Genomic DNA, 23,126 nt, shown 5'->3' with positions numbered 1-23,126 from the left:
ATCTGTTTTCTCCTCATTATCATGGCATTTTTATCGATGTTCTCCCCTTGTCATAGCAGCCATGATCTTTGTTTTCATCTCGGCGCACTGCGCATCAAACTCCGGATTTAAAGCCGGGATTTCACGCATGATATCTGCAGCTTCCCTGTATCTGTACATATCATACAGGATTCCCGCACGGTTCAGATTGAACATTGCCCTCTCCCCCTTTGTGCGGATCAGCGGTTCCAGAGCCAACAGCTCCTGATAGGTTTTCTCACTGTTGCGGCTGTGGGCGTACAGCTCCATCAAAGGATTCATCCTCTTTAAAAATTTCGATCCTCCAAAACCTCCAAATAATTTTTTTAACATTTCCATCGCTCCCCTTTTGTATCTTAAATCTTATTTCCCTCTATATGTAATAAGAAAGAACTGCCTCCCTTATTTTCGTTTCATCATAATCGTAATCCGGTTTATGGAGCCAGATCACATCCCGCTCCCTTTTGAACCAGGTAATCTGTCTTTTGGCAAAATGACGGGTGTCTCTTTTGATCTTGTATACAGCTTCATCCAAGGTATATTCCCCTTCCAGATGAGAAAGGATTTCCTTATATCCCAACCCCTGCATAGATACCATCGCGCTGTCGCATCCCATTTCTTTTAATTTTCGTACTTCCTCTACAAGCCCTTCCTCCATCATCAGATCAACTCTTCTATTGATCCCGGCATAGAGATGTTCCCTTTCGTCGTTCAATACAAAATATTTAAAATCATACGGAGAGGTTCTCTTTCGCTCCTCCTCATTGTGCTCTGACATTTTTTTGCCGGTCTGATAATAAAATTCCAGAGCGCGGATCACCCTCTTCACATTATTAAAATGAATCTGGGAAGCCGCCTTTTCATCTACTTCCACAAGTCTTGAATGAAGCGCTTCTGCTCCATTTTCACGGGCATAATTTTCCAGATCCTTTCTCAAAGAAGAATCCTCATTATTTTCTGTAAAATGAATGTCATACAAAAGCGCCTGAATATAGAACCCCGTTCCGCCTGTTACAATAGGAATATGTCCCCGTTCCCAGATTTCCTCAAGCGCTTCACGCGCCATTTTCTGGAAACGTACCACATTAAAATCTTCCCAGGGATCCAGCACATCGATCAGATGATGTGGAATCCCCTGCCGTTCTTCTTCACGTATCTTCGCCGTACCGATATCCATGTATCGGTATACCTGCATGGAATCGGCGGAGACGATCTCTCCGTCTAACTCTTTCGCAAGAGAGAGAGACAGACTTGTTTTCCCTACGGCGGTAGGGCCTGTCAATATGATCAATGGCCTTTTCATTACACGATCCTCTTAAACTTTTTCTCCAGCTCCCGTTTGCTCATTGCAATGATGGTTGGTCTTCCATGAGGGCAGTGATAGGGATTCTCCAGCTTCAAAAGCTCGCCTATCAGAGTTTCTGCTTCTTTTGCAGAAATCTGCATCTTCCCTTTTACCGCTGCCTTACAGGACATGGACGCAATCTTTTCATCAATGATATCCGGTGCCAGTCCAGTATAAATCTCATCGGATAAGCTGTCAATCATCTCCATGAGCAATTCTTTTTTTGCAATATCAAATAAATTGTCAGGAACTGCCCGGACTGCATAGGAATCCTGCCCAAATTCTTCTATTTCAAAGCCGATCCTTTCAAACCTGTCCATATAGGTATTTAAAAGCTGTGCTTCCTGCATAGACAGATTTAAAATAATGGGCGGGCTGATATTCTGAGATGTAAATTCCCTTGTTTTCATTCCGGCAAGCGTCTTTTCATAGAGCACTCTTTCGTGGGCAGCATGCTGGTCGATAATATACAGATTGTCTTTGTACTGCACAAGCCAGTATGTATCAAAAACCTGCCCGATAATTTTATGTTCCGGTACAGAAGCCTTACTTAAAAGCTTATCTTCAAAGAGATTCATCTGCCGGTTGGACAGGGATTCCGGTTCTGAAGCTTTTCTGTAATTTACTGCTTCCATGATCCGGTCTTTTTGTCTGTCAGGCTTGAATATTTCACCTTGTTCCTTTACTTCTGCAGAAGAATTTTGCTGATGATAGGAAAGAACCCTCTCCCGCATCTTCTTCATAAAATAATCCAAGTCTCTTTGTGGAGGATTTTCGCGGAGCGCGCTCTGTTTTTCGTTGTTGGATGAGTTGGAATTTTGGAGTACACTCTGTTTTTGATAGAGTGTACTCTGTTTCTTGACGTTTTCGTTTGCATCAAAACCGACCGCGCTCTGTTTTTCGGGTGCTTTTTCTGTGACAGATGGCGGTTCGGGCACTTCCACCTCCGGAATCAGTTCCTCCTGATGAAGAGCCCGCCCTACTGCTTCACTGACGGCTTTATATATCTCCTGCTGGTTCTGAAAACGGATCTCCATTTTTGTGGGATGTACGTTGACATCAATCGCTTGTGTATCTGCCGTCAGATGCAGTACAGTAAAAGGATACTTGTGCTGCATCTGAAAATCTTTATAAGCGTCCTCAATGGCTTTGGCTATAATATTGCTTTTTATATAGCGCCCGTTTATAAAATAGTTTTCAAAATTGCGGTTTCCCCGTGAGATCAGCGGTTCTCCAATATATCCCCTGATCTTCAGCCCTTCTGTTTCACAGTTCACTTCCAGAAGGTGTCCGGCAATTTCTCTTCCATATATATGATAAATGACATCCTTCAGATTTCCGTTGCCTGATGTGTGGATTTTTGACTGACCGTTATTATAGAACTGAAAGGAAATTTCAGGGTGAGAAAGGGCAAGGCGCATAACGAGATCTCCCACATGGCTCGCTTCTGTCATAGCTGTTTTTAAAAATTTCCGCCGCGCCGGAGTATTATAAAAGAGCTGTCTTACAAGAAATGTGGTGCCGTCCGGCGCGCCTGTATCCTCGAAAGCCGCTTCTCTTCCACCCTCGATCCGATAGGAGGATCCGAATGTATTTTCCTTCGTCTTTGTAATCAGTTCCACCTGGGATACAGCGGCAATACTGGACAAAGCCTCCCCGCGGAATCCCAGGGAGGCAATATGGGCAAGATCCTCCGCTGTACGGATCTTGCTGGTAGAATGACGGAGGAAGGCATTTGGTATATCTTCTTTTTCAATGCCGCAGCCATTGTCCGTCACTCGTATGAAAGAAATCCCGCCTTCTTTTATCTCTACTGCAATGGAGGTTGCTCCTGCATCTATGGCGTTTTCCGTCAGCTCTTTTACAATGGATGCCGGCCTTTCGATCACTTCTCCTGCTGCGATCTTATCAATCGTCACCTGGTCTAAAACCTGTATTCTGCTCATATCTACCACCTGTTCTTTAATTTGTTCTGAAGCTGGTACAAAGTATTCAGTGCGTCTATGGGAGTCAGATGACTGACATCCAGATTTTTTATCTCTTCCAGTACATCGTCATCTTTTACTGTATCAAACAAGGACATCTGAGCCAGATCCACTTCATCATATTTTTTGGCCTTTTTCCTCGGCTCATGTCCTCCCACAGCAATATCTTTTACTCTTGTTGTGATATCTGCATAGGAAAGCTCTTCTGCAATTTCCCTTGCTCTTGTTGTGACAGATTCCGGCACTCCGGCAAGTTTTGCAACCTGGATTCCATAACTCCGGTCTGCGCCTCCTTTTACAATTTTCCTCAAGAATACAATATCATCGCCCTTTTCCTTTACTGCAATACAATAGTTGTTTACGTTATCAATCTTACCTTCCAGCTCAGTCAGCTCATGATAATGGGTTGCAAAAAGTGTTTTTGCACCAAGAAGCCGTGTGTTGCTGATATGTTCAATCACAGCCCACGCAATGCTAAGTCCGTCAAAGGTACTGGTTCCTCTTCCGATCTCATCCAGGATCAGCAGGCTGTTTCGTGTGGCGTTTCTTAAAATGTTGGCAACTTCGGTCATTTCCACCATAAATGTACTCTGTCCGGACGCCAGATCATCTGAAGCGCCTACTCTGGTAAAAATCCGGTCTACAATGCCGATATCAGCACTGGAAGCCGGTACAAAGCAGCCAACCTGCGCCATCAGCACGATCAGTGCTGTCTGACGCATATAGGTAGATTTTCCCGCCATATTGGGACCTGTTATAATAGAAATCCGATTCTTTTTATCATCCAGATATGTATCATTGGCAATGAACATGTCATTTGGGATCATCTGCTCTACGACCGGATGCCGCCCGTCTTTAATATTGATGACTCCTTTTTCATTGATTTTGGGGCGGACATAGCGGTTTCTTTCTGCCACAAGCGCAAGGGAGGCCAGAGTATCCAGTTCCGCCACAGCTTTGGCAGTTTTTTGTATTCTCACAACTTCCTGTCCGATGGCATCTCTCACCTGGCAGTACAGTTCATATTCCAAAGCATAAAGCTTATCCTCCGCTCCGAGAATGGTATCTTCCAGCTCCTTCAGGCGCGGAATAATGTATCGCTCCGCATTTGCCAGCGTCTGCTTTCTTGTGTAGTATTCCGGCACCAGATGTTTAAAAGAATTGGTAACCTCAAGATAGTAACCAAATACTTTATTATAACGGATACGAAGATTCTTGATTCCTGTCTTTTCCCTTTCTTCCTCCTCCAATTTTGCAAGCCAGTCTTTTCCTTCTGTCTTGGCATGGCGGAGGCGGTCCACTTCTTCATTGTAACCTTCCCGAATGATCCCGCCCTCTTTCATGGCAATAGGCGGCTCCTCGCAGATTGCAGCGGAAATCAGCCTGCAAAGATCTTCAAGGGGATCAAGATTGTTATAAAGCTTCTTAAGAAGCGGACTTTTCATATCCTCCAGGATACAGCGGATGTGAGGAAGCATAGACAGAGAACTTCCAAAAGCAGTCAGATCTCTCGGATTTGCTGATCTGTAGGCTACTTTGCTAAGAAGTCTTTCCAGGTCATAGATGGGAGAAAGGTATTCACGCATCTCTTCTCTGCATATGGCATTGTCCTTTAATTCCTCTACCGCATCCAAACGTTCCACAATCGCTTTTTTCTCAATCAGAGGCTGTTCCAGCATACTCCGAAGTGTTCTTGCCCCCATGGCAGTCTTTGTCTTATCAAGCACCCACAAAAGGGATCCTCTTTTCTGCTTTTCCCGCAAGGTTTCACACAGCTCCAGATTTCTTCGGCTTGAACTGTCTAAAAGCATATATTTTCCTGTTGTGTATCCGGTCAGTCTTGTAAACTGGCAAAGGTCTGTCTTCTGAGTCTCCTTCAGATATACAAAAAGGGCGCCGGCGCCGATCACGCCGCAGTCATAATCAGCAAGGCCCAGTCCTTCCAGGGAACTGGTTTTAAAATGCTCAAGAAGTGTTCTTTTGCAGATCGCGTCATCAAAATACCATGAATCCAGTGCATAGATAGTAATTCCAAGACGCTCTTTCAGATCATCAAGATCCATACCGCTCATGTAGAAAGCCTCATTGCAGACAAGTTCAGATGGCATAAACCGGCTGATCTCGTCAAACAGTTTACTGCTCTCATCCAGCTCTGTGACAAAATAATCTCCTGTGGTTACATCTGCAACTGACACTCCGTACCGGTCTCCTATGTAAGCGACACACATGATATAATTATTTTTCGTTTCATCCAGAGCCTGTGTGTCCAGATTTGTCCCCGGCGTTACAATACGGACAACCTCACGGCGCACAATCCCCTTCGCTGTGGCCGGATCCTCCATCTGCTCACATATTGCCACTTTATACCCCTTGGAAACAAGGCGGTTCAGATAACTGTCCACAGCATGATAAGGGACACCACACATGGGTGCCCGCTCTTCCAGCCCGCAGTTTTTTCCGGTCAGTGTGATTTCCAGTTCTCTGGATGCGGTCAGTGCATCCTCAAAAAACATTTCATAAAAGTCACCAAGTCTATAAAACAAAATGCAGTCTTTATATTCTTTTTTCGTCTCCATATACTGCTGCATCATTGGGGTTAATTCTGCCATCTAAGTACTCCTTTTTGTGCTTAATCTTTTGTGCTCATTTAGTATAGCATATTTTTCCCCAAAGTTAAAACAGGAAAAAATGCGGTTTTTTCTCGCCAAACACACCCCATAAAAGATATCCTCCCAGCAGGATCCCTATGGCGCACAGGCCGGAAAAAATGATCATAAAAGGCAGACAGATCTGCCCCCACAATTGGAACGGAAGTCCGGTATAATCCCAGACATGCCATTTCATCCATTTATTTACAATAATCCCGGTAATAAATTCACAGGCTGTCACAAAGATGATACAGCGCAGAATCTGCCGAAAGAACGGATCCTTCCATTCCAGAATCTGCCCCTGCCAGGCACAGAAAACGAGGCAGACACCTCCCAAAACAAACATACTCCAGTGGGAAAAGCCGCGAAAAATAAATTCGAAAGAATAATAAAGCATTCCTCCTACCACCCATAAAAACAAATACTCACCCAGTCTTTTCATGTAAAAAACGCCCTCACTATATGTTTTCCCATATAGTGTGAGCGTTTCTTTCCTGAATTATACCTTAAACTCTGGTCCCGATATAGTAAAATCCTTTGCATTCATCCAGATAAACATTTACCAATGTACCGATCAGCTTTTCGTCCCCCGGAAAATGCACCAGAAGATTATTGCTGAGGCGTCCTGTCACCATGCCGGGTTCATGGTCATTGACAGATTCCACCAGAACAGTTTGCGTGGTTCCCTGATGGATTGCACATACTTCAGAAGAAATATGCTGCACTTCTTTCAAAAGACGATCAAAGCGGTCCTTTATCACATCCGGCGGAACCTGATCTTCCATAACAGCAGCCGGCGTCCCTGTCCTTTTGGAATAAATGAACGTAAATGCACTGTCATACCGTACTCTTTTCACAACATCCATGGTCTCCAGAAAATCTTCTTCTGTTTCTCCGGGGAATCCTACAATAATATCTGTTGTCAGAGAAATATCTGGTACTGCCTTTCGAATTTTTTCCACAAGAGCAAGGTACTGTTCTTTTGTGTAGCGCCGGTTCATTTTCTTTAAAATCCGGCTGCTTCCCGACTGTACCGGAAGATGGAGATGACGGCAGATCTTTTCGGATCTTGCCATGACTTCAATTAATTCATCCGACAGGTCTTTCGGATGGGAGGTCATAAAACGGATCCTTTCGATTCCGTCCACCTTTTCCACTTCCTGAAGAAGCTGTGCAAAAGACATAGGCTCATCCAGCGTTTTTCCATAAGAATTAACATTCTGTCCAAGAAGCATGATCTCCACTACTCCATCCTGAGCCAGCTTTTCAATCTCTCTGATGATCGCTCTCGGATCACGGCTTCTCTCCCTTCCTCTTACATAAGGAACAATACAGTAGCTGCAGAAATTATTACAGCCAAACATAATATTGACCCCCGATTTAAAAGGATATTTTCTTTCTACCGGAAGATCCTCCACAATCTTATCCGTATCTTTCCAGATATCAATGATCATACGCTGGGATTCCAGCCTGGATACAATCAGCTCTGCGAATTTATAGATATTGTGCGTGCCGAAAATAAGGTCAACGAAACGGTAACTTTTTTTGATTTTTTCCACTACCTCCGGCTCCTGCATCATGCAGCCGCACAACCCAATGATCATATAAGGATTCTTTTTTTTCGCCTTTCCAAGCTGCCCCAGACGACCGTAAACTCTCTGATTGGCATTTTCCCGCACGGTGCAGGTATTGTAGATCACAAAGTCCGCCTTCTCTTCGTCTTCCTGTTCTATGTAACCGATGTTTTTCAGAATGCCGCACAGCTTCTCTGAATCTCTGGCATTCATCTGACAGCCGAATGTTGTTACACAGAACGTCAGGGGACGTCCGGCTTTCTGTACCAGCTCCTGAATCAGAATCTTTGCCTTCTCCATAAAATAATACTGGCGTTCCGGCTCATTTACAGGCGGCTCCTCTAAAGGGGTGTTAAATATTTTATTCCATTTTTCATTTTCTATCATTAAATTTCTCCTGGCATCTTAAAAACTGTTTTTTAGTATCATTTTACCGTTGAAATTATATCATGGAGTACAATTCAAGGCAACCGGAAATCTATAGGTCATATTCCTCTATCTAATTACTTTTGCTGATAATGAAATATCATGATAATAAAATATTATTGCAAAACAATAAAATATTTATTATAATATTTATGGAAACCAAGGAGGAACTAGTATGAACATAGGAAATAGATTAAAAATATATCGAAATGCCTGTAGTTTAACTCAAGGTGAAGTTGCTGACAAGCTTGGTGTAACACGTCAGGCAATTTCAAACTGGGAAAGGGGACAAAGTATACCCGATTTAGAAATGCTGCAAAAAATATCTCGATTATATAACATAAAATTGGAAAAATTGTTAGAGGAAGATACCGTAGATACTAGCAGTTCTTCAAAAGACGTTCCTGTTGAAAAAAAATATTTAAGTTATTTTGTAATTATTGCATTTTTATCTATTTCATGTATGTTTCCAATTTTAGGGATAATAACAGGTATATTTACCTTTTATATTAGTCATAATCTAAATATAAAATCTATATTATTAACTTTTTTTACCGTCCTAACTCTTATTATCAGTATCTGGAATAGCTGGAGTTTTATTAACGCTAATTTTGTACAAAATGGTACAGCCACCGTAGATCAGGTGGCTGCAGAAGAATAACTATAATATGTATTTTTCTACTTATATCATGACCTCCAGTGGTCTATGTAAGAACAATAGATTAACATTTATAAAATTATCCTGCTATTTCTCCATTGTACGATCTATAAATTGCTGTTGCCGCCATAGTATCAGACAGATTACCAAGAGTAACGGTAACCCCAAAACCTTTATAAGAAACCCAAGCGACTCTATTCCTCCTGATTTGTCATGCGTATAATTAACATTAAAATTTGTAGAAATATTACTACTGTTGTAAAATGTATATTTTGGCTCAAAAAATAATGTAGCAGATCCACCTGGATTACTTGTAATCTTTGGAGATAAATTAGGGTTTCTCAATTGTGCGTAATATCCAACTCCACCTGTATTTACTACACTTGGATTTGATTGAAAATAGAAAAACTCCGTGTTGTTCGTGGACATATTATGTACTGTACAATAAGAATGAAATCCGCTTTGACCAGATAACAAAAAGTAATCCGGGTCCCAATTAACAGTAATCAGATCCTGCCCTAAAATTGCAGGCGTCACAATCCAATTGTGCATAACAACAACTTCTGCCCCCAGGATTTTTCCGGATCCATCCATAAAATTATGAACGATAATCGATAATTGCAGTTTTGAGTTTGGAATGGATCCTCTGGTTGTTTGAGAATTTTCTATATCAGGAGAAAATTCTTTGTATTTTGTTGTCTCCTCCGCCGCAACTGTTACTGGAACATCAAAATACTCTGTCATGCGCTCATATGTCTGAACTACAATATTCTCCGGCAGTGTTTGCAGTATATCTTCTCTGTAACCATGTTCAATCAGATATTGCCTTTTTTCATCATAGGATACGTCGCCATTATCTTGTGCAAAAGCAACATTCCCCATAAGTAAAACAAAAACAAAAATAACACTTATTGACTTTAATAATTTCTTTTTCATATTCTTTTCCCCGTGCTTTCTAAAAATTAACAATTAGCAATAATATATCTATTAAAGGTGTCCCTCCTCTCATATTTGATTATATATATTTTACCTTTGTTTTATTGTAAGTTACGTTTATGCTCAGTTTATGTTCATGGTAATCAAAGTTTCGTTGCATATGGAAATAATTTCTTGCACGTACTACTAGAAACATAATAGTTTACATGATATCGCAAAAGGAGGAACGTGAGTATACTTATTGCGTCATAATAAGAAAAAAACACTGCTGTCCATCAAAAACTCAAACAGCAGTGTCCCCTTATACAAACTGATTTACGGATTCATCGTACTCATAATCTATTCCTTTCAGTTGTTCCACGATTTTTTCTTTTTCCGCCTGCATATCTTCGCACAAGGCATCCAGGTCAGAATAATAATCTCTAAGTTTCGTATTCACCACGCCCAGCAGTAGCACCGGGTCCTTTGGCAGTCCTGTCATCATTCTTCTTTTTCACCCTCCATGTATCTTGTCTCTATCCGCATCTCGGTCACGAGAACACGGGGACGGATATCGTATTCTTCCTGCGGAATGGCGGGAAGCACCTGACATTCAAAGGCCAGAGCCATAGAAAGAAGTCCGGTGTGGGCTTCCAGATAACGGTCATAGAAACCGCCTCCATATCCGATCCTGTGAAGTTCATGGTCAAATGCAACTCCCGGCATCAGGATCAGCCCTTCCTCACCGGAGGCAGGTCGTCTTTCATCCGGCTCTAAAATGCCGAATCTTCCCGGATGGGTTTCCCGGAAGGAAGAAATATAATAAAATTCCATTGTTTTTCCTACTGTTTTGGGAATAGCAACTTTCTTATTCATCTCCCAGGCCTTTTCAATGATCCTGCGAGTCCCCACTTCCCCGCGGAAATCCATATAGCAGTAAATCTCCTCTGCCTGTAAAAACAGAGGATGGCTGGTCACCCTTTTGGTGATATTTCTGGTCTTTTGATCCCACTCCCCTTTTTCCATCGCTTCCCGAAGAGAGAGAACCTTTTTTCTAATTTCCTCTTTTTTTACCAAATTTCTCCCCCAGATCTGTAATAGATCCATCTGTTTCCTGTATGGAAATATTGTTCAGCTGCCCCCTAAGGTTCGCTTTTACCGCTTCAATGTATTCCCGGCGAAGAAGCTGCTGCTCTTTCTTTTCTTCCTCCGTCAAACCTTCCGCTTTGGAGCGGCGATAAAGCTCATTGATCCTTTTTATCTTATTTTCATCCATTGTATCTTCCTCTGCTTTATTTTCTTTTGCATGAACGCCGGTATACACCGACGTCCCATTCTCTTTATTGATCCGCTATCCATCTTACACTATCCTGCACAAATGAGCAAGCCATTTTCCCCTCGAACTCTTCGTTGAACTCAGCACCTTGTATCAACTGGAATAATTTTCAAGAAAACTGTAGAGAAGCTGCGTACTTTCAATATATTTCCCATTTTTCACTTCATTTTGCAGTTCGGTCGGAAGCGTAGAAACTTCAATGCTTGTATAGTCATAAGCGGTCTTTTTATCGCTTAAAAAGACAACAACATAACCGTTTACTTCCATAAGATAATAGCAGTCTTCCTTACTTGCATCTCCTTCTGTTGTAACAGTTTCCTCATTTTGCTCCAGGTTTTCCTCTGACGCTGTCTGGTTCATTTCTTCCCTTGCCCGGTCCACGGCTCTCTCATAAGTAAAGTGATAGGCAGCCGCCAAAATAATAAAAGCTGCCAGAGATGCTGTAAAAAAACCGATACTTAACTTCTTTTTCATAAGGACAACTCCTTTTTTAGTAAAGTATCGGTCTTTTTCTTCAAATTTATACATTTTTGTGAAGCGATATCCCTGTTAACGGTACCGCCCCTTCAGAAGATGCAGTTTTCTGCATATCGCTACAAGGGTAGCCCCTTTCGGAGCGGATAAAATTTCTTCTTCCGTAATTCCGCCAAGCACTACCAACGCAATACCGTACACAATTACTGCCACAATAATTGCAATAACAGCAGCCGCCATCTCTCCGATAAACAATACGCATAAAAGATGTACCAGCAAAGAAACAGCGCCCATGATCACAGATGCGATCGTAGGGATGACAAAGGTTTGCTTCTGTTCCTGCATATATCCGCACGCCCCTCTGAGATCATGGGCATTTAATATGCAGATGGAGCCGGCAAAAATAATTTTGCTGATTGGAATGGAATAGATTTCCCACTTAAATACCACCAGCATAATAAACAGAGCAACGACATGTATCACCAGTGAAATAGCAGCATTTTTCACTGGAGCTGCCATACGGTCCAAGCCCTGCAAAGCAGCGTTTGTCACAGTTGACAGGCAGAAAAATACAACGGAAATACCGCCAATCCGAAGCATAAGCGACGGTATGGCATTGTCCTGATTGAAATAAAGAAGATTCAGGATCGGACCTGACAACGTAATAAATCCGGCTGCACAGGGAATGGCGATCAGCATATTGAACCGGGACACCATATTGATCTTGCTGTGTATCTGCTTACGGTTTCCCGTCTGCATTGTAGCAACAAGACTCGGCATAAAAGATGCCGCCAAAGCGCTGGACACACTTAAAGGAATATTCGTCATAGTGTCATACTGTCCGTTGAGCAGTCCCAGGAGACTGGAATATTCTTTCTCCGCCATTCCCTGAGCCGCCATAATATTGGAAAACATGGTCTGATCGATCAGATTACTGATATTGTAAACTGTTGCGCTTAAAATAACAGGGGCAATTGTCAGAAGAAGAACTTTGTAAATGGTCTTCCGGCTTTCCAGCCTTCTTGTCCGGTCCCTGCGCATCTGACGTTTCAGACGTGTTTTATATGCGGTAAAAACAAACAGAAGAAATAAAAGTGCGGTGAGCGCTCCTATTACAGTACCCAGCGTTCCTCCTGCCGCCGCAAAGGCAGCGCCGTAAGATTCTTTTGCTTCTCCGCTTGCCATGCTCCGTCCCGTCTGCATCAGCAGGTAAGCCCCCACTACACTGACAATGGCATTAATGAGCTGCTCTGCCACCTGGGATATGGCTGTAGGGATCATGGTCCCATATCCCTGGAAAAAGCCCCGAAGTACGCCCAGGATCGCTACGATCAATATACAGGGCGACAGAACTCTCAATGCATAGATACTAAGTCCCATCTTCATAATCTCTTCTGAGATAAATCTGGCATTAAAAAAGACGATTGCCGACACAATGCCGCCGGAAAGAATACCGAAAGTCATCGCGCCTTTGAAAACCCGGTATGCATTTTTATACTGCCCTAACGCAACACGGGCCGATACAAGTTTGGATACAGCCATGGGAAGGCTGTAAGATGTCAGCATCAATGCAAGGCTGTACACCTGAAAGACAACGCCGTAATAGCCGTTTCCCTCTGCCCCCATAATATTGGTCAGCGGTATGCGGTACGCAAGTCCCACGATCTTGGTGATCATAGCCGCTGCCGCAAGGATCGTTCCCTGCATCAAAAAATTAGTTCCTTTTTTCTTATCCGACATATCGTTGCTCCATGTTTCTTCTATCTCTTCGGTAATTCCTCGCTGATTTCATCCTTAACGCAGAATATTCAGTCTTTCCAGAATTGCCCGCTGCTTTTCTTCCATCACAAGACGTTCCTCCTCGTCTATGTGATCATATCCTGTTAAGTGTAACACAGAATGAGCGATTAAGAAAGCAAATTCTCTTTTGGCTGAATGTCCGTAAGCCTTTGCCTGTTCCATCACCTTATCCTTGGATATGACAATATCACCCAGTACCAGTTCTCCGCTTTCCGGATCAAAACAATCCTCCTGGTCTTCCAGAAAATCAAACTCTCCGGGTATTTCATATTCCACCATGGGGAAAGACAGAACGTCTGTAGGCCGGTCAATGCCACGGAAATCCCGGTTCATTTCTTTGATCTGCTCATCTGTAGTGAGAAGAAGATTCACCTGGGCTTCATAGGGACAGCCGATATAATCAAGGGCTACATCTACCACTTCTTTCGCCAGCTCTTCACATGCAAGGGGGAGCGTGTTCTCCCCTTCTTCCTCATAGAACAAAGACATTTATTTTCTCCTCCGATCTTTGCCTTTTTTTCTGCGGTTCTCCCTGGATTCGTACTCCTCGTATGCTTTTACGATCTTCTGTACCAGCGGATGACGTACCACATCTTTGCTGGTAAGATTACAGATACTGATATCCTCCAGGTTACGTACGACTGCCGTAGCAACATCCAGACCGGAAATCTGGCCGGACGGAAGGTCTTTTTGCGTTGCATCTCCGGTGATGACAACTTTAGAGCCGAAACCGATTCTTGTCAAAAACATCTTCATCTGTGCCGGAGTCGTATTCTGAGCCTCGTCAAGAATAATAAAGGCATTGTCAAGAGTACGTCCTCTCATATACGCAAGGGGCGCCACCTCGATCAGGCCTTTTTCCGAATTTTTCAAAAAACTTTCCGCTCCCATGATCTGGTAAAGCGCATCGTAAAGCGGACGCAGATAGGGATCGATCTTGCTTTGCAGATCCCCCGGCAAAAATCCAAGCTTTTCCCCGGCTTCAATGGCAGGACGGGTCAGAATGATCCTCCCCACCTCGTTGTTCTTAAAAGCTGTAATCGCCATCGCCATCGCAAGATAGGTCTTTCCGGTACCTGCCGGTCCAAGACCGAACACGATCATTTTATTCCGGATCGCATCCACATATTTTTTCTGTCCCAGCGTCTTTGGCTTTACCGGTTTTCCCTGAATGGTCTGGCAGATCATATCCCTGTCAATCTCCAATACCTGTTCTTCCTGGTCTTCCATGGCAAGAGACAGGGTATAATCTACATTTTGTTCCAGGATTTCATTTCCTCTTTCCGCCAGAGCAGTCAGCTGTTCCAGAACACTTTTTGCCTTCTTCGCCTGCGGCTCCGTTCCCAGTATTTTCACCGTATCTCCCCGGGGAATCAAAGTGACATGGAGGGCGCGTTCGATTTTCTTTGCAAAGCTGTCGAACTGCCCGAATACATGTATCTGATATTCTGCCGGGATATCTATCGTCATTTCAATCATTCCCATTCTGATTTTCCCTTTCTGTCTCAAGCGTCTCCCTTTCCGGATCCGGCAGGATTTCCGTATCCCTTTTTTCGGCGACCTCTCCTTGGAGGGTCACACTGCCTTTGGCAGACGCTTTTTTTTGCTCTGTGTATATTTTAACATCATTCCTGATAATTTCTACCCCCTTTTTTTCCAGTTCCTCACACCAGAGCGCAAATGCCCGGCTTAAGTCTTGCTGGATTTCCTCATCCGTGAGACTTTCTCTGTGGGTTTTGTAGGGAACTACCTCTCTTTCTCCAAAGGATACCGGAAGAATAAAGGAATCTCCCAGTTTAAGATCCTTTTCCCAAGCGCGGTATTCACAGTTCTCGTACTTGTTTTCAATGCTCCCAAGGGAGGCGGTCCATGGCCCGATCCTTAAATACCACTGACTCTTTTTTACAGGCTGATTCCTCTCTTTTATATAATCTTTAACAGGATATTCTCTTTCCACCGTATTTTCATACTGCTGTATATATTCTCCTTTAATATCGGCGTCTGCCTCTCTGTAGCGGTAACCTGTCACTTCTCCGGCATCATTTTTCATTTCCACCCTGCCGGACACCAGGATATCTCCTTTCTTTACCTTGCTGCCCGCTTTTACAGCCGGTATACCGTTACGGGTCACGATGGATACAATCGTGCAATCCCTGTCGGCAACCAGATCCGTGCCTTTTTTCGAATCTTCTGCTTTCTCTTCACTGTCTGCCGACGGTTCCTCTTGCGACAGATCTTCATTTTCCTTTACCCGGATCACCAGCTTTGCCCCCTGAATGGAAGCAGAAACCCATATGATATCGCTGTACTCCTCGCGGATCCTGGATGCGATCCTGCTGCAGTCCACTTTGCTTACAGGCATTCCGTGCCGGACATCCTCGGAATCCAGAAAAGAGAGAATAGCTTCATCTGTTCTTCTTAAATTTCCTTCGATATCAATTTCCCATATAAAAAGAGAGAAAATATAGATCAATGCGGCACAAAAGAAAATTCCAGCAAAAAACACCTTTCTTTTCCGATATCTGTGTAAAAAAAAAGGAAGTCCATACCGGCCTGTAATCTCTGCCTTTGTTCCGGTCTTTTTAAGGACTGCCTTCATCTTCTTTAAACTCCTGGCATCTGTATACATCTCATAAGCACCCCGGACCGGTTTAAGTCCCCACAGACAGATACCTTTGTGGCTGCAGGCGTTCAAAAACCGCTCCGGAGAATACCCGGATACTCTTATTTTTATATAGCCCCGCAAAAAGCGGATCATGGATAAAAGCAACTCTTCTGCCCCCTATAGATATTCAATACTTTGAATCCAACCTGTGACCTTCATCTCGTCATTGGTATAATACTCAACATTGAGCCTTTTGCCTGTCAGCCGGATCTGTCCTGTTCTTGTCTGGATCCGGATCAGTTCCTCTGTATACTCCTGTATGCCCCGATAATTTTCCAGTCTTATTTCTTCCCTTCCTGTTATATGAAGAACAGGTACGCCCAGTACCAGTTCTTTTGGCACACCGGCTGCCTCTGCCATGCGTCCGATTACTCTGTCTTCCTCATTTCTGTTCTTTTTCATGGCAAATGCCCCACATAGCTTTCTATCTAATCTATGTGGGGCATTCTGAAAATATGAACAACATATGGCAATCTAATGAATCACTTCGTACACGATCTTTCTTTCCTCTAAAGACCGGTCGCCGTATTCGTAGGCTGCTTTCAGCCGGTCTCCTGCCGCCTGGCACTTTGTTTTATCATTTGCGCAGATCGTGGCAATGGAATCTCCTTTTTTGACAAAATCTCCGATCTTACGATGAAGGACAATGCCCACGGCCGGATCGATCGGATCCTCTTTTACGGCTCTTCCGCCGCCAAGAAGCAGGCAGATCCTTCCGATCTCTTCCGTATGGATTCCTGTAACAAATCCTTCCCTGTCCGCATATACCTCCATACGAAGAGACGCCTGCGGAAGAAGACAGGGATCCTCAACCTGATCCGTATTACCGCCCTGAGCCTTTACAAACTCCAGGAATTTTCCATAAGCCTTTCCGGAAAAAAGGGCGTCCTGCAATTTCTTTTCGGCATCTTCCATACTGTCTGCTGCTTTTGCTGACAGAAGCATACAGGCCCCTAAAGTAAAGACAAGTTCTGTCAGATCCTCTGGTCCATGTCCTTTGAGTGTGGCAATGACTTCCTCAAGCTCCAGCGCATTGCCTACCGCATTTCCCAGCGGCTGATTCATATCCGAAATCACTGCTGTCATGGCCTTTCCCGCCTTTTCTCCTATCTGGATCATCATCCGCGCAAGAGCCTTTGCTTCCCCGGGCGTCTTCATAAAAGCGCCGTCGCCGGCTTTCACATCCAGTACAATAGCATCTGCTCCGGATGCCAGTTTCTTACTCATGATACTGCTGGCAATGAGGGAGAGATTATCTACGGTTCCGGTAACATCCCGGAGCGCATAGAGTTTTTTGTCTGCCGGTGCAAGATTTTTGGTCTGTCCTGCAATTGCTATATGAATGTCCGCCACGTTTTTCAGAAATTCTTCTTCTGATAAAGAAGTGCGAAATCCTGATATACTTTCCAGTTTATCAATGGTTCCTCCCGTGTGTCCCAGCCCTCTCCCGGACATTTTTGCCACCGGGATCCCCAGCGAAGCCACAAGGGGCGCCAGTACAAGGGAGGTCTTATCTCCGACGCCCCCTGTGCTGTGCTTATCCACCTTGATCCCTTTTATGGAAGAAAGGTCCATTCTGTCACCGCTGTCCGCCATAGCCAGCGTCAGCGCTGTTGTCTCTTCGGTGTTCATTTTCTGGAAACAGACTGCCATCAGCATGGCTGACATCTGATAATCCGGAATGCATCCGTTTGTATATTCCCGGACCATCCAGTTTATTTCCTCGGAAGTAAGCGCTCCGCCTCTCTTTTTCTTCAAGATCAATTCATACATTGTCATTTTTATCATCCCCTGACGGCATTATTCTTTCCTTATACTTGCCCGTTTTTTATATTTGCGCTATATTTTCTCAAAGTCAGCCGCTCCGTGCTTGCAGATCGGACAGACGAAATCCTCTGGAAGTATCTCTCCTTCGTAGATATAACCGCATATTTTACATCTCCAGCCCTTCTTCTCCTCCTTTGCCGGAGCCGGTTTGATGTTGGACTGGTAGTAAGAATAGGTAGCCGAGTTATCATCAGACAATACTTCTCCGTCCGTCACATCTGCAAGGAACAGCGTATGGGTTCCCAGATCCACTGTATCAACGACCTTTGCAGAAAGCCAGGCATTAGTTCCGTCTGTCACATAATAAAGTCCGTTTGGAGATCTTCCGGTCTTTTCGTAATCTGCAAATTTGTCAACATCCCTTCCGCTCTGGAACCCAAAGTGTTTGAAAGTATCAAAGGATGCTTTCTCCGACAGGACAGACACATTGAAGACTCCTGTCCTTACAATCATATCGTGAGTGTAATTTCCCTTATTTACGGCAAGAGTAATGCGGTTCGGCGTTGTTGTCACCTGTGCCGCTGTGTTTGTGATGCAGCCGTTATCCTTTTCTCCCTCTCTGGCTGTCACCACAAAGAGCCCATAGCTTAATTTGTACATCGCTTTTCCATCCATTTTCTTTTCCTCCTTTATTATTGCTTTGACTTTTCACTTTGAATTTTCTTCATTTTCACATTGGGTTCAATAAAATTTTCATATGCATATTTCCAGAGAAAACGGGAACCGTCTGCCGTTTTTTCGTTGCGCTTCAATATCTGCGAAAGATGTACCTGATGCTCCTCCCATGCTTTCCCGTCTGTGGCTGCATTCAGCATAATAGGCTGAAGATTATCCATGGTACGGGCAAATTTAGCTTCCTTTGTTCTGCCCTCTTCAAATTCCTGCCACAGATCTTTCAGTTTTTTTTCCTGATCCCCGGGAAGGAGCCCGAATATACGATCCGCCGCCCGTGTTTCCCGCTCTTTCTGCGTCTTCTTGGCCTCTTCATCGTAAGCATAGGTATCGCCTGCGTCGATTTCCACGATATCGTGGATCAAGAGCATTGCCATGGTCTTTAAAACATCAATTTCTTCGTTGGAATATTCTGCCAGAAGAAAGGTCATGATCGCCATATGCCATGCATGTTCCGCATCATTTTCTTTTCGGTTTCCGTCTGTGAGATAGGTCTGACGCCCGATAAACTTCTCCTTGTCGATTTCCCGTATAAAATCAAACTGCTTTCGGATTCTGTCCGGCTCTCCTTCCCCTCTCGTTTCTTTGTCCTGTCCCATCTTTCCTTCCTCCCTTTTTTGTTCCGGCTTAGTTCTTTCTCACCGATTCAGCACAGAGAAAATACATACAGCTCATGGAGGGCTCTTGTTGCTGAAATATAGGCCGCCTGATTATCAAGAGGCGTCTCTTTTCTGTCTTTCACCGCAAAAACCTGGTCAAATTCCAGTCCTTTAGCCATATAAAATGTTGTCACGGTAAGCCCCTTCCGGAACGAGGTACTGTTCCTGTCTATATAGGAAACCTGAACTCCTTTTGATTTCCAGATATGGTAAATATCCTCGGCCTCCTCTTCCGTCCGTGTCAGAACTGCCGCTGTCTCAAACATTTCTTCTCCTGCGCTCACTGCCTCCAGGATTGCCTCCAGCAGATCATCCTCTTTCTGAAACTGTCTTTCCTCCACTTCCTTTCCCTGTCTTTCTAAAAGTTCCACATCCGGATCCGATGAAAACTGTGCCGCATAAGATGCAATCTGCACCGTATTCCGGTAACTCTTATTCATGGTGATCTTCCGCATCTTCTTTCCGAAGATTCCGGGGAGAAACGTGCATACATCATGCACAGTTTCATCCAGTGTCTGGGCCTTATCTCCAAGGATTGTCATCTTACAGTCAAACAGCATGTCAAGGATCACATACTGCAGATAGGAGTAATCCTGCATTTCGTCGATGATCAGATGTTTGATCCGTCGGTGCTTTCCTCTGCCAAGAAGACGATATTTCAGATACAGCAAGCCATATACATCTTCATATTCTGTCATTCTCTGTCCCAGAGAAATATCCGGCAATGGCGGATAACCGTTGTCTTCCAGGAACCAGCTGTAGATCTGATAGATATCTTTTGTCACATAGGAACGGTCAAACTGGGCTTTCACCGCTTCTGCTTCTTCTTCGGTAAGTTCTTTCCCATACAGGGTCTCATACTCGTCCACTACGTATTCCCGTACGGCATCCATCCTGGCAAGCAGCGGAAGATCCTGAAACTTAAAATAAAAAAGGCGGATAAGCTCTTCTTCTGTCTTTTTTATTCCCCGAAATGAGACTTCCCTAAAATCCATCAATCTGTCCTCTAAAATGGCCAGAAATCCTTCCATTTCCCCGATGAACTCTGAAGACTGCTTTTTTTGAAAGCGTCTGCTTTGCTCCGCATCCGGATATTTCATCATCCGCTCCAGATGATGATATCGGTCTTCGCAGTCATCCGTGATTCCCCTAAGCTCCCTGTAAGCAAAGAGATCAAAACTCATTTCCTGGATATTTTCCTCTCCCAGTTCCGGGAGGATGTGAGAAATATAATCCGCAAAAACACTGTTGGGCGAAAGGATCAGGATATCTGATGCCTTCAGATTCTTCCTGTCGTGATACAGAAGATAGGCCGCCCGATGGAGCGCTACCGAGGTTTTCCCGCTGCCTGCCGCTCCCTGGATCACCAGGATCTTATCCCTCTGGTTCCGGATGATAGCGTTTTGTTCCTTCTGGATCGTCCGTACAATATTTTTCAGCTGGACGTCACTGCTGCTTCCAAGTTCTTCTTTCAAAATGTCATCGTCGATTTTTGTGTCGCTTTCAAAAGCATATATCATCCTGCCGTTTCTGATCTTATACTGCCATTTTGAAATGATCTCCCCTGTCATAACTCCGGCAGGAGCTTCATAAGAAGCCTCTCCTTTGTCATAATCATAGAAAAGACCTGCCACAGGGGCCCGCCAGTCATAGATGAGGGGGATACTTCCCGCCTCCTCTGCAAAATTTCCAATTCCTATATAAAAAGGTTCCTTTTCTGTTTCCCCTGAATATACGAAATCTACTCTGCCGAAGTATGGAGAATCCAACATCTTCAAAAAGCGCTGCTTCTGTTTAGCCGCTTCCTGATTGGCATTTACCTGGCTAAGAAGAGCCTGCTGATTGTCGTAGTCTTCATATCCGTACTGGTCCATTTCCGTATAATTTTCCCAGTAATAGTCGTGCATGTTTTCGATCTCTTTTTGTCCTGTAAGAAGGGTTTGATCTATTTTTTCTATTCTCTTTTTAATTTTTTCTGTCACATCCTGCAAAAAGGATTCTTCTTCTCTCACCATAGCTGCCTCCTTTTCTTTTCCTGCCGGGTGTTATCATAAGACAGATTTGTATTTATTATACCCGATGTTTTACTGTATGTACAGAAAAAGCAGCGGCACGAAGCGCCGCTGCCTGACTTTATTTACTTTTTACAGCTCATAACCAGCATTTGAAGCCGGTTCTCTATATTTGCAAAACTGACGTCGGGATCATAGTCCAGGGGCAGAATCTGGGCATCCGGATAAATCTCCTTTAATTTCTTCGTAATTCCCCGCCCCACCACATGATTAGGCAGGCATCCAAAAGGCTGAAGGATTACAAAGGCTCTGCAGCCTTTTTTTGCATGATGCAGGATTTCTCCCGGTATCAGGACGCCCTCCCCTGCATCAAAGGTATGATGGATAATAGGATCACTGTCTTTCACAAGATCCGGCAGCCTGCAGGCCGGCGTATAAAGCGGATGTCTTGCCGCAATCTTATCTGTCACATCATGGGCGATCTCAAAAGCCTGATTCGCCGTACGGAGCCAGACTTTGTCTGCCAGAGGCTTTTTCAGGCGGTATTCCCGGATCTGGGTATATTGATAAAAGTAGGTTTTCCGGATGACATCTGTCATTCTGGCCTCAATGATCTCAAAACCATTCTTCTCCAGATATGCTTCAATATCATGATTAGCTCCGGGATGGAAATTCAGAAGATACTCTCCCACGATCCATACCTGCGGTCTTTTTTCCGAACGGTCATAGGGAATATCTTTCATGATTTCAATGGCCTTTTCAAATCCCTTCCTGGCCCCGGAGATTCCTCTTCTCTCCAGTCCCCTGATCACCTCATCCAAGGCCTTCTCAAATGCCTGATCGGCGCTTCCCTTTTCTTTCTCATAAGGACGGATTTTCCTTAAAAGCTCTTCGAGGACATCGATCATTGGAAGGCCGAAGGCGATCTTAACTGCAGTAAAAAGATTCATGTGAAAGCCGGGGTGAAGCTTGTGGGAATCTTTGTCATCATTAGTCAGAATCGGAACCTGGGGATATCCTGCATCGTCCAGCGCTTTGCGAAGCAGCGCGCTGTAGTGGGTCAGACGGCAGTCTCCTACATATTTTCCCATTCCGATAGCCACTTCGTCCCCGTCATATTTTCCGCTTTTCAAAGCGGCAAGGGCTTCGCCTATTACAATCTGTGCCGGGAAACATATATCGTTATGTACGTACTGCTTTCCAAGGCGGATCGCCTCTTCACGTCCCACAGCCAGGGATTCTGTTCTCACTCCCTGTCCGGCAAAGGCCGCTGCCATCAATCTGCTGAAGGCATGGGAAGTATTTGGGATCAAAGCAATCTTTTCTTTGCGGGATTGCTTTGTGTATTTGACAGGATAAGGATCCGAAAGCGAATGGATCTTAGGCCGGCTCTCCTTTCTGCGTCGCATGTCTACCGTCTCTGTAAAAGAACGGATACGGATGCGCAGAGGGCCCTGAATATCGCTTTCGTCCAGCTTTAAGATCAAGGGTATCTTACCTGATATTTCTTTCATAAGACGGATGATCTCATCAGAAAGATAAGCATCGTGACCGCACCCGAAGCTGACCAGCTGTACGTATTCCAGATAATCTGTTTTTGCAGCCAGAACCGCCGATGAGAGCATTCTGGCATGATAATTATTGACAACATCAAGCCTGCTCTTCTTCAGCTCCACATGATTAATCTCCGGAAGAGAGTCCGCTGTCAGTACCGGGATCCCAAGCTTCGTGAACATATCAGGAAGGTCGTGATTAACAAGCGCATCGTTCTGGTAGGGGCGGGAGGCCAAAATAACCGCATAGGTTCCCTTACTCTTTACATCCTCGCATACCTTTTTTCCGGCCTCTGTCAGTTCTTTATGGAACTGTTTCTGCGCCGTATCTCCTGCTTCGATTGCCGCCATAGTCTCATCTGCCGAAATCCGGAACGTTTCTTTCATATACAGACAGAGCTGCCGGTTCCGGTCCTCGTCCTTATACCAGTGAAACAATGGCGCATCAAAAGGAATGTTCCAGCGCTTCGCAGGATTGTCCGAATTGCGCACCACGATAGGATGTCTTCTGTCATTACCGCCAGCTTCGTCGTAGTGGATCCTATATCTACACCAACAA

Annotated in this window: 22 protein-coding genes; 1 reads left to right on the top strand and 21 read right to left on the bottom strand. The window is 44.3% G+C overall.

Annotated elements, in window-relative coordinates; genetic code table 11:
* Positions 1 to 30: 30 nt before the first annotated feature.
* The 6 genes from R2J37_RS08730 to miaB form a co-directional block, all read right to left on the bottom strand.
* Positions 31 to 351 (bottom strand): hypothetical protein, encoded by a 321-nt coding sequence (locus R2J37_RS08730; protein WP_230106167.1) that lies wholly within the window; start codon positions 349 to 351, stop codon positions 31 to 33.
* 40 nt (positions 352 to 391) lie between these two features.
* Positions 392 to 1,321: a tRNA (adenosine(37)-N6)-dimethylallyltransferase MiaA gene (miaA, locus tag R2J37_RS08725; protein ID WP_316264585.1), complete on the bottom strand. Its 930-nt coding sequence runs from the start codon at positions 1,319 to 1,321 to the stop codon at positions 392 to 394.
* Positions 1,321 to 3,309, bottom strand: a complete 1,989-nt coding sequence (gene mutL, locus R2J37_RS08720) for a DNA mismatch repair endonuclease MutL (RefSeq protein ID WP_316264583.1) — start codon at positions 3,307 to 3,309, stop codon at positions 1,321 to 1,323. Before mutL ends, miaA begins: the two co-directional genes overlap by 1 nt.
* 2 nt (positions 3,310 to 3,311) lie before the next feature.
* Entirely contained in the window at positions 3,312 to 5,957 is a 2,646-nt protein-coding gene (gene mutS, locus R2J37_RS08715; RefSeq protein WP_230106170.1) for a DNA mismatch repair protein MutS, read from the bottom strand.
* A 64-nt stretch (positions 5,958 to 6,021) separates the two neighbouring features.
* Positions 6,022 to 6,438, bottom strand: coding sequence for a putative ABC transporter permease (locus R2J37_RS08710; protein WP_230106171.1), 417 nt, complete (start codon positions 6,436 to 6,438; stop codon positions 6,022 to 6,024).
* A 64-nt stretch (positions 6,439 to 6,502) separates the two neighbouring features.
* On the bottom strand, positions 6,503 to 7,957 hold the full coding sequence (miaB, locus tag R2J37_RS08705) for a tRNA (N6-isopentenyl adenosine(37)-C2)-methylthiotransferase MiaB (RefSeq protein ID WP_316264581.1): 1,455 nt from the start codon (positions 7,955 to 7,957) through the stop codon (positions 6,503 to 6,505).
* A gap of 214 nt (positions 7,958 to 8,171) precedes the next feature.
* On the opposite strand from miaB, the gene R2J37_RS08700 reads away from it, so the two are divergent.
* Positions 8,172 to 8,657 (top strand): helix-turn-helix transcriptional regulator, encoded by a 486-nt coding sequence (locus R2J37_RS08700; protein WP_316264579.1) that lies wholly within the window; start codon positions 8,172 to 8,174, stop codon positions 8,655 to 8,657.
* Positions 8,658 to 8,741: 84 nt separating this feature from the next.
* Here R2J37_RS08700 and R2J37_RS08695 read toward each other — a convergent pair whose 3' ends face one another.
* The 15 genes from R2J37_RS08695 to R2J37_RS08625 all read right to left on the bottom strand — a co-directional run bounded on the left by R2J37_RS08695 (position 8,742) and on the right by R2J37_RS08625 (position 23,062).
* Positions 8,742 to 9,590 carry a hypothetical protein gene (locus tag R2J37_RS08695; RefSeq protein ID WP_316264578.1) on the bottom strand — a complete coding sequence of 283 codons (849 nt, stop codon included), beginning with the start codon at positions 9,588 to 9,590 and terminating at the stop codon, positions 8,742 to 8,744.
* Between the two features lie 301 nt (positions 9,591 to 9,891).
* Positions 9,892 to 10,074 (bottom strand): DUF4250 domain-containing protein, encoded by a 183-nt coding sequence (locus R2J37_RS08690; protein WP_316264576.1) that lies wholly within the window; start codon positions 10,072 to 10,074, stop codon positions 9,892 to 9,894.
* Entirely contained in the window at positions 10,071 to 10,646 is a 576-nt protein-coding gene (locus R2J37_RS08685) for a 5-formyltetrahydrofolate cyclo-ligase (protein WP_316264574.1), read from the bottom strand. The genes R2J37_RS08690 and R2J37_RS08685 overlap by 4 nt, the downstream gene beginning before the upstream one ends.
* Positions 10,624 to 10,845, bottom strand: coding sequence for a DUF896 domain-containing protein (locus R2J37_RS08680; RefSeq protein ID WP_230106175.1), 222 nt, complete (start codon positions 10,843 to 10,845; stop codon positions 10,624 to 10,626). The genes R2J37_RS08685 and R2J37_RS08680 overlap by 23 nt, the downstream gene beginning before the upstream one ends.
* Before the next feature lie 153 nt (positions 10,846 to 10,998).
* Positions 10,999 to 11,379 (bottom strand): hypothetical protein, encoded by a 381-nt coding sequence (locus R2J37_RS08675; protein WP_230106176.1) that lies wholly within the window; start codon positions 11,377 to 11,379, stop codon positions 10,999 to 11,001.
* Positions 11,380 to 11,454: 75 nt separating this feature from the next.
* The gene (locus tag R2J37_RS08670; protein WP_230106177.1) at positions 11,455 to 13,119 is read right to left on the bottom strand and encodes a putative polysaccharide biosynthesis protein; all 1,665 of its coding nucleotides are present in this window, start codon (positions 13,117 to 13,119) and stop codon (positions 11,455 to 11,457) included.
* A 54-nt stretch (positions 13,120 to 13,173) separates the two neighbouring features.
* Positions 13,174 to 13,668 carry an rRNA maturation RNase YbeY gene (ybeY, locus tag R2J37_RS08665; protein ID WP_230106178.1) on the bottom strand — a complete coding sequence of 165 codons (495 nt, stop codon included), beginning with the start codon at positions 13,666 to 13,668 and terminating at the stop codon, positions 13,174 to 13,176.
* Positions 13,669 to 14,664 (bottom strand): PhoH family protein, encoded by a 996-nt coding sequence (locus R2J37_RS08660; RefSeq protein ID WP_230106179.1) that lies wholly within the window; start codon positions 14,662 to 14,664, stop codon positions 13,669 to 13,671.
* On the bottom strand, positions 14,651 to 15,949 hold the full coding sequence (locus tag R2J37_RS08655) for a sporulation protein YqfD (RefSeq protein ID WP_230106180.1): 1,299 nt from the start codon (positions 15,947 to 15,949) through the stop codon (positions 14,651 to 14,653). The genes R2J37_RS08660 and R2J37_RS08655 overlap by 14 nt, the downstream gene beginning before the upstream one ends.
* 12 nt (positions 15,950 to 15,961) lie before the next feature.
* Entirely contained in the window at positions 15,962 to 16,246 is a 285-nt protein-coding gene (locus tag R2J37_RS08650) for a YabP/YqfC family sporulation protein (protein WP_230106181.1), read from the bottom strand.
* Between the two features lie 72 nt (positions 16,247 to 16,318).
* Complete coding sequence (locus R2J37_RS08645) at positions 16,319 to 17,623, bottom strand: pyrimidine-nucleoside phosphorylase (protein WP_230106182.1); 1,305 nt, start codon at positions 17,621 to 17,623, stop codon at positions 16,319 to 16,321.
* 60 nt (positions 17,624 to 17,683) lie between these two features.
* On the bottom strand, positions 17,684 to 18,286 hold the full coding sequence (locus R2J37_RS08640; RefSeq protein WP_230106183.1) for a flavin reductase: 603 nt from the start codon (positions 18,284 to 18,286) through the stop codon (positions 17,684 to 17,686).
* 17 nt (positions 18,287 to 18,303) lie between these two features.
* The gene (locus tag R2J37_RS08635; RefSeq protein ID WP_230106184.1) at positions 18,304 to 18,942 is read right to left on the bottom strand and encodes an HD domain-containing protein; all 639 of its coding nucleotides are present in this window, start codon (positions 18,940 to 18,942) and stop codon (positions 18,304 to 18,306) included.
* Positions 18,943 to 18,989: 47 nt separating this feature from the next.
* The gene (locus R2J37_RS08630) at positions 18,990 to 21,017 is read right to left on the bottom strand and encodes a HelD family protein (RefSeq protein ID WP_230106185.1); all 2,028 of its coding nucleotides are present in this window, start codon (positions 21,015 to 21,017) and stop codon (positions 18,990 to 18,992) included.
* A gap of 122 nt (positions 21,018 to 21,139) precedes the next feature.
* Positions 21,140 to 23,062: an acyl-CoA dehydratase activase-related protein gene (locus R2J37_RS08625; protein WP_316264569.1), complete on the bottom strand. Its 1,923-nt coding sequence runs from the start codon at positions 23,060 to 23,062 to the stop codon at positions 21,140 to 21,142.
* Positions 23,063 to 23,126: the final 64 nt, after the last annotated feature.

This window comes from Claveliimonas bilis, from assembly GCF_030296775.1.
GTDB lineage: Bacteria > Bacillota > Clostridia > Lachnospirales > Lachnospiraceae > Claveliimonas > Claveliimonas bilis.
This window is presented reverse-complemented; position numbering and strand designations above follow the sequence as displayed.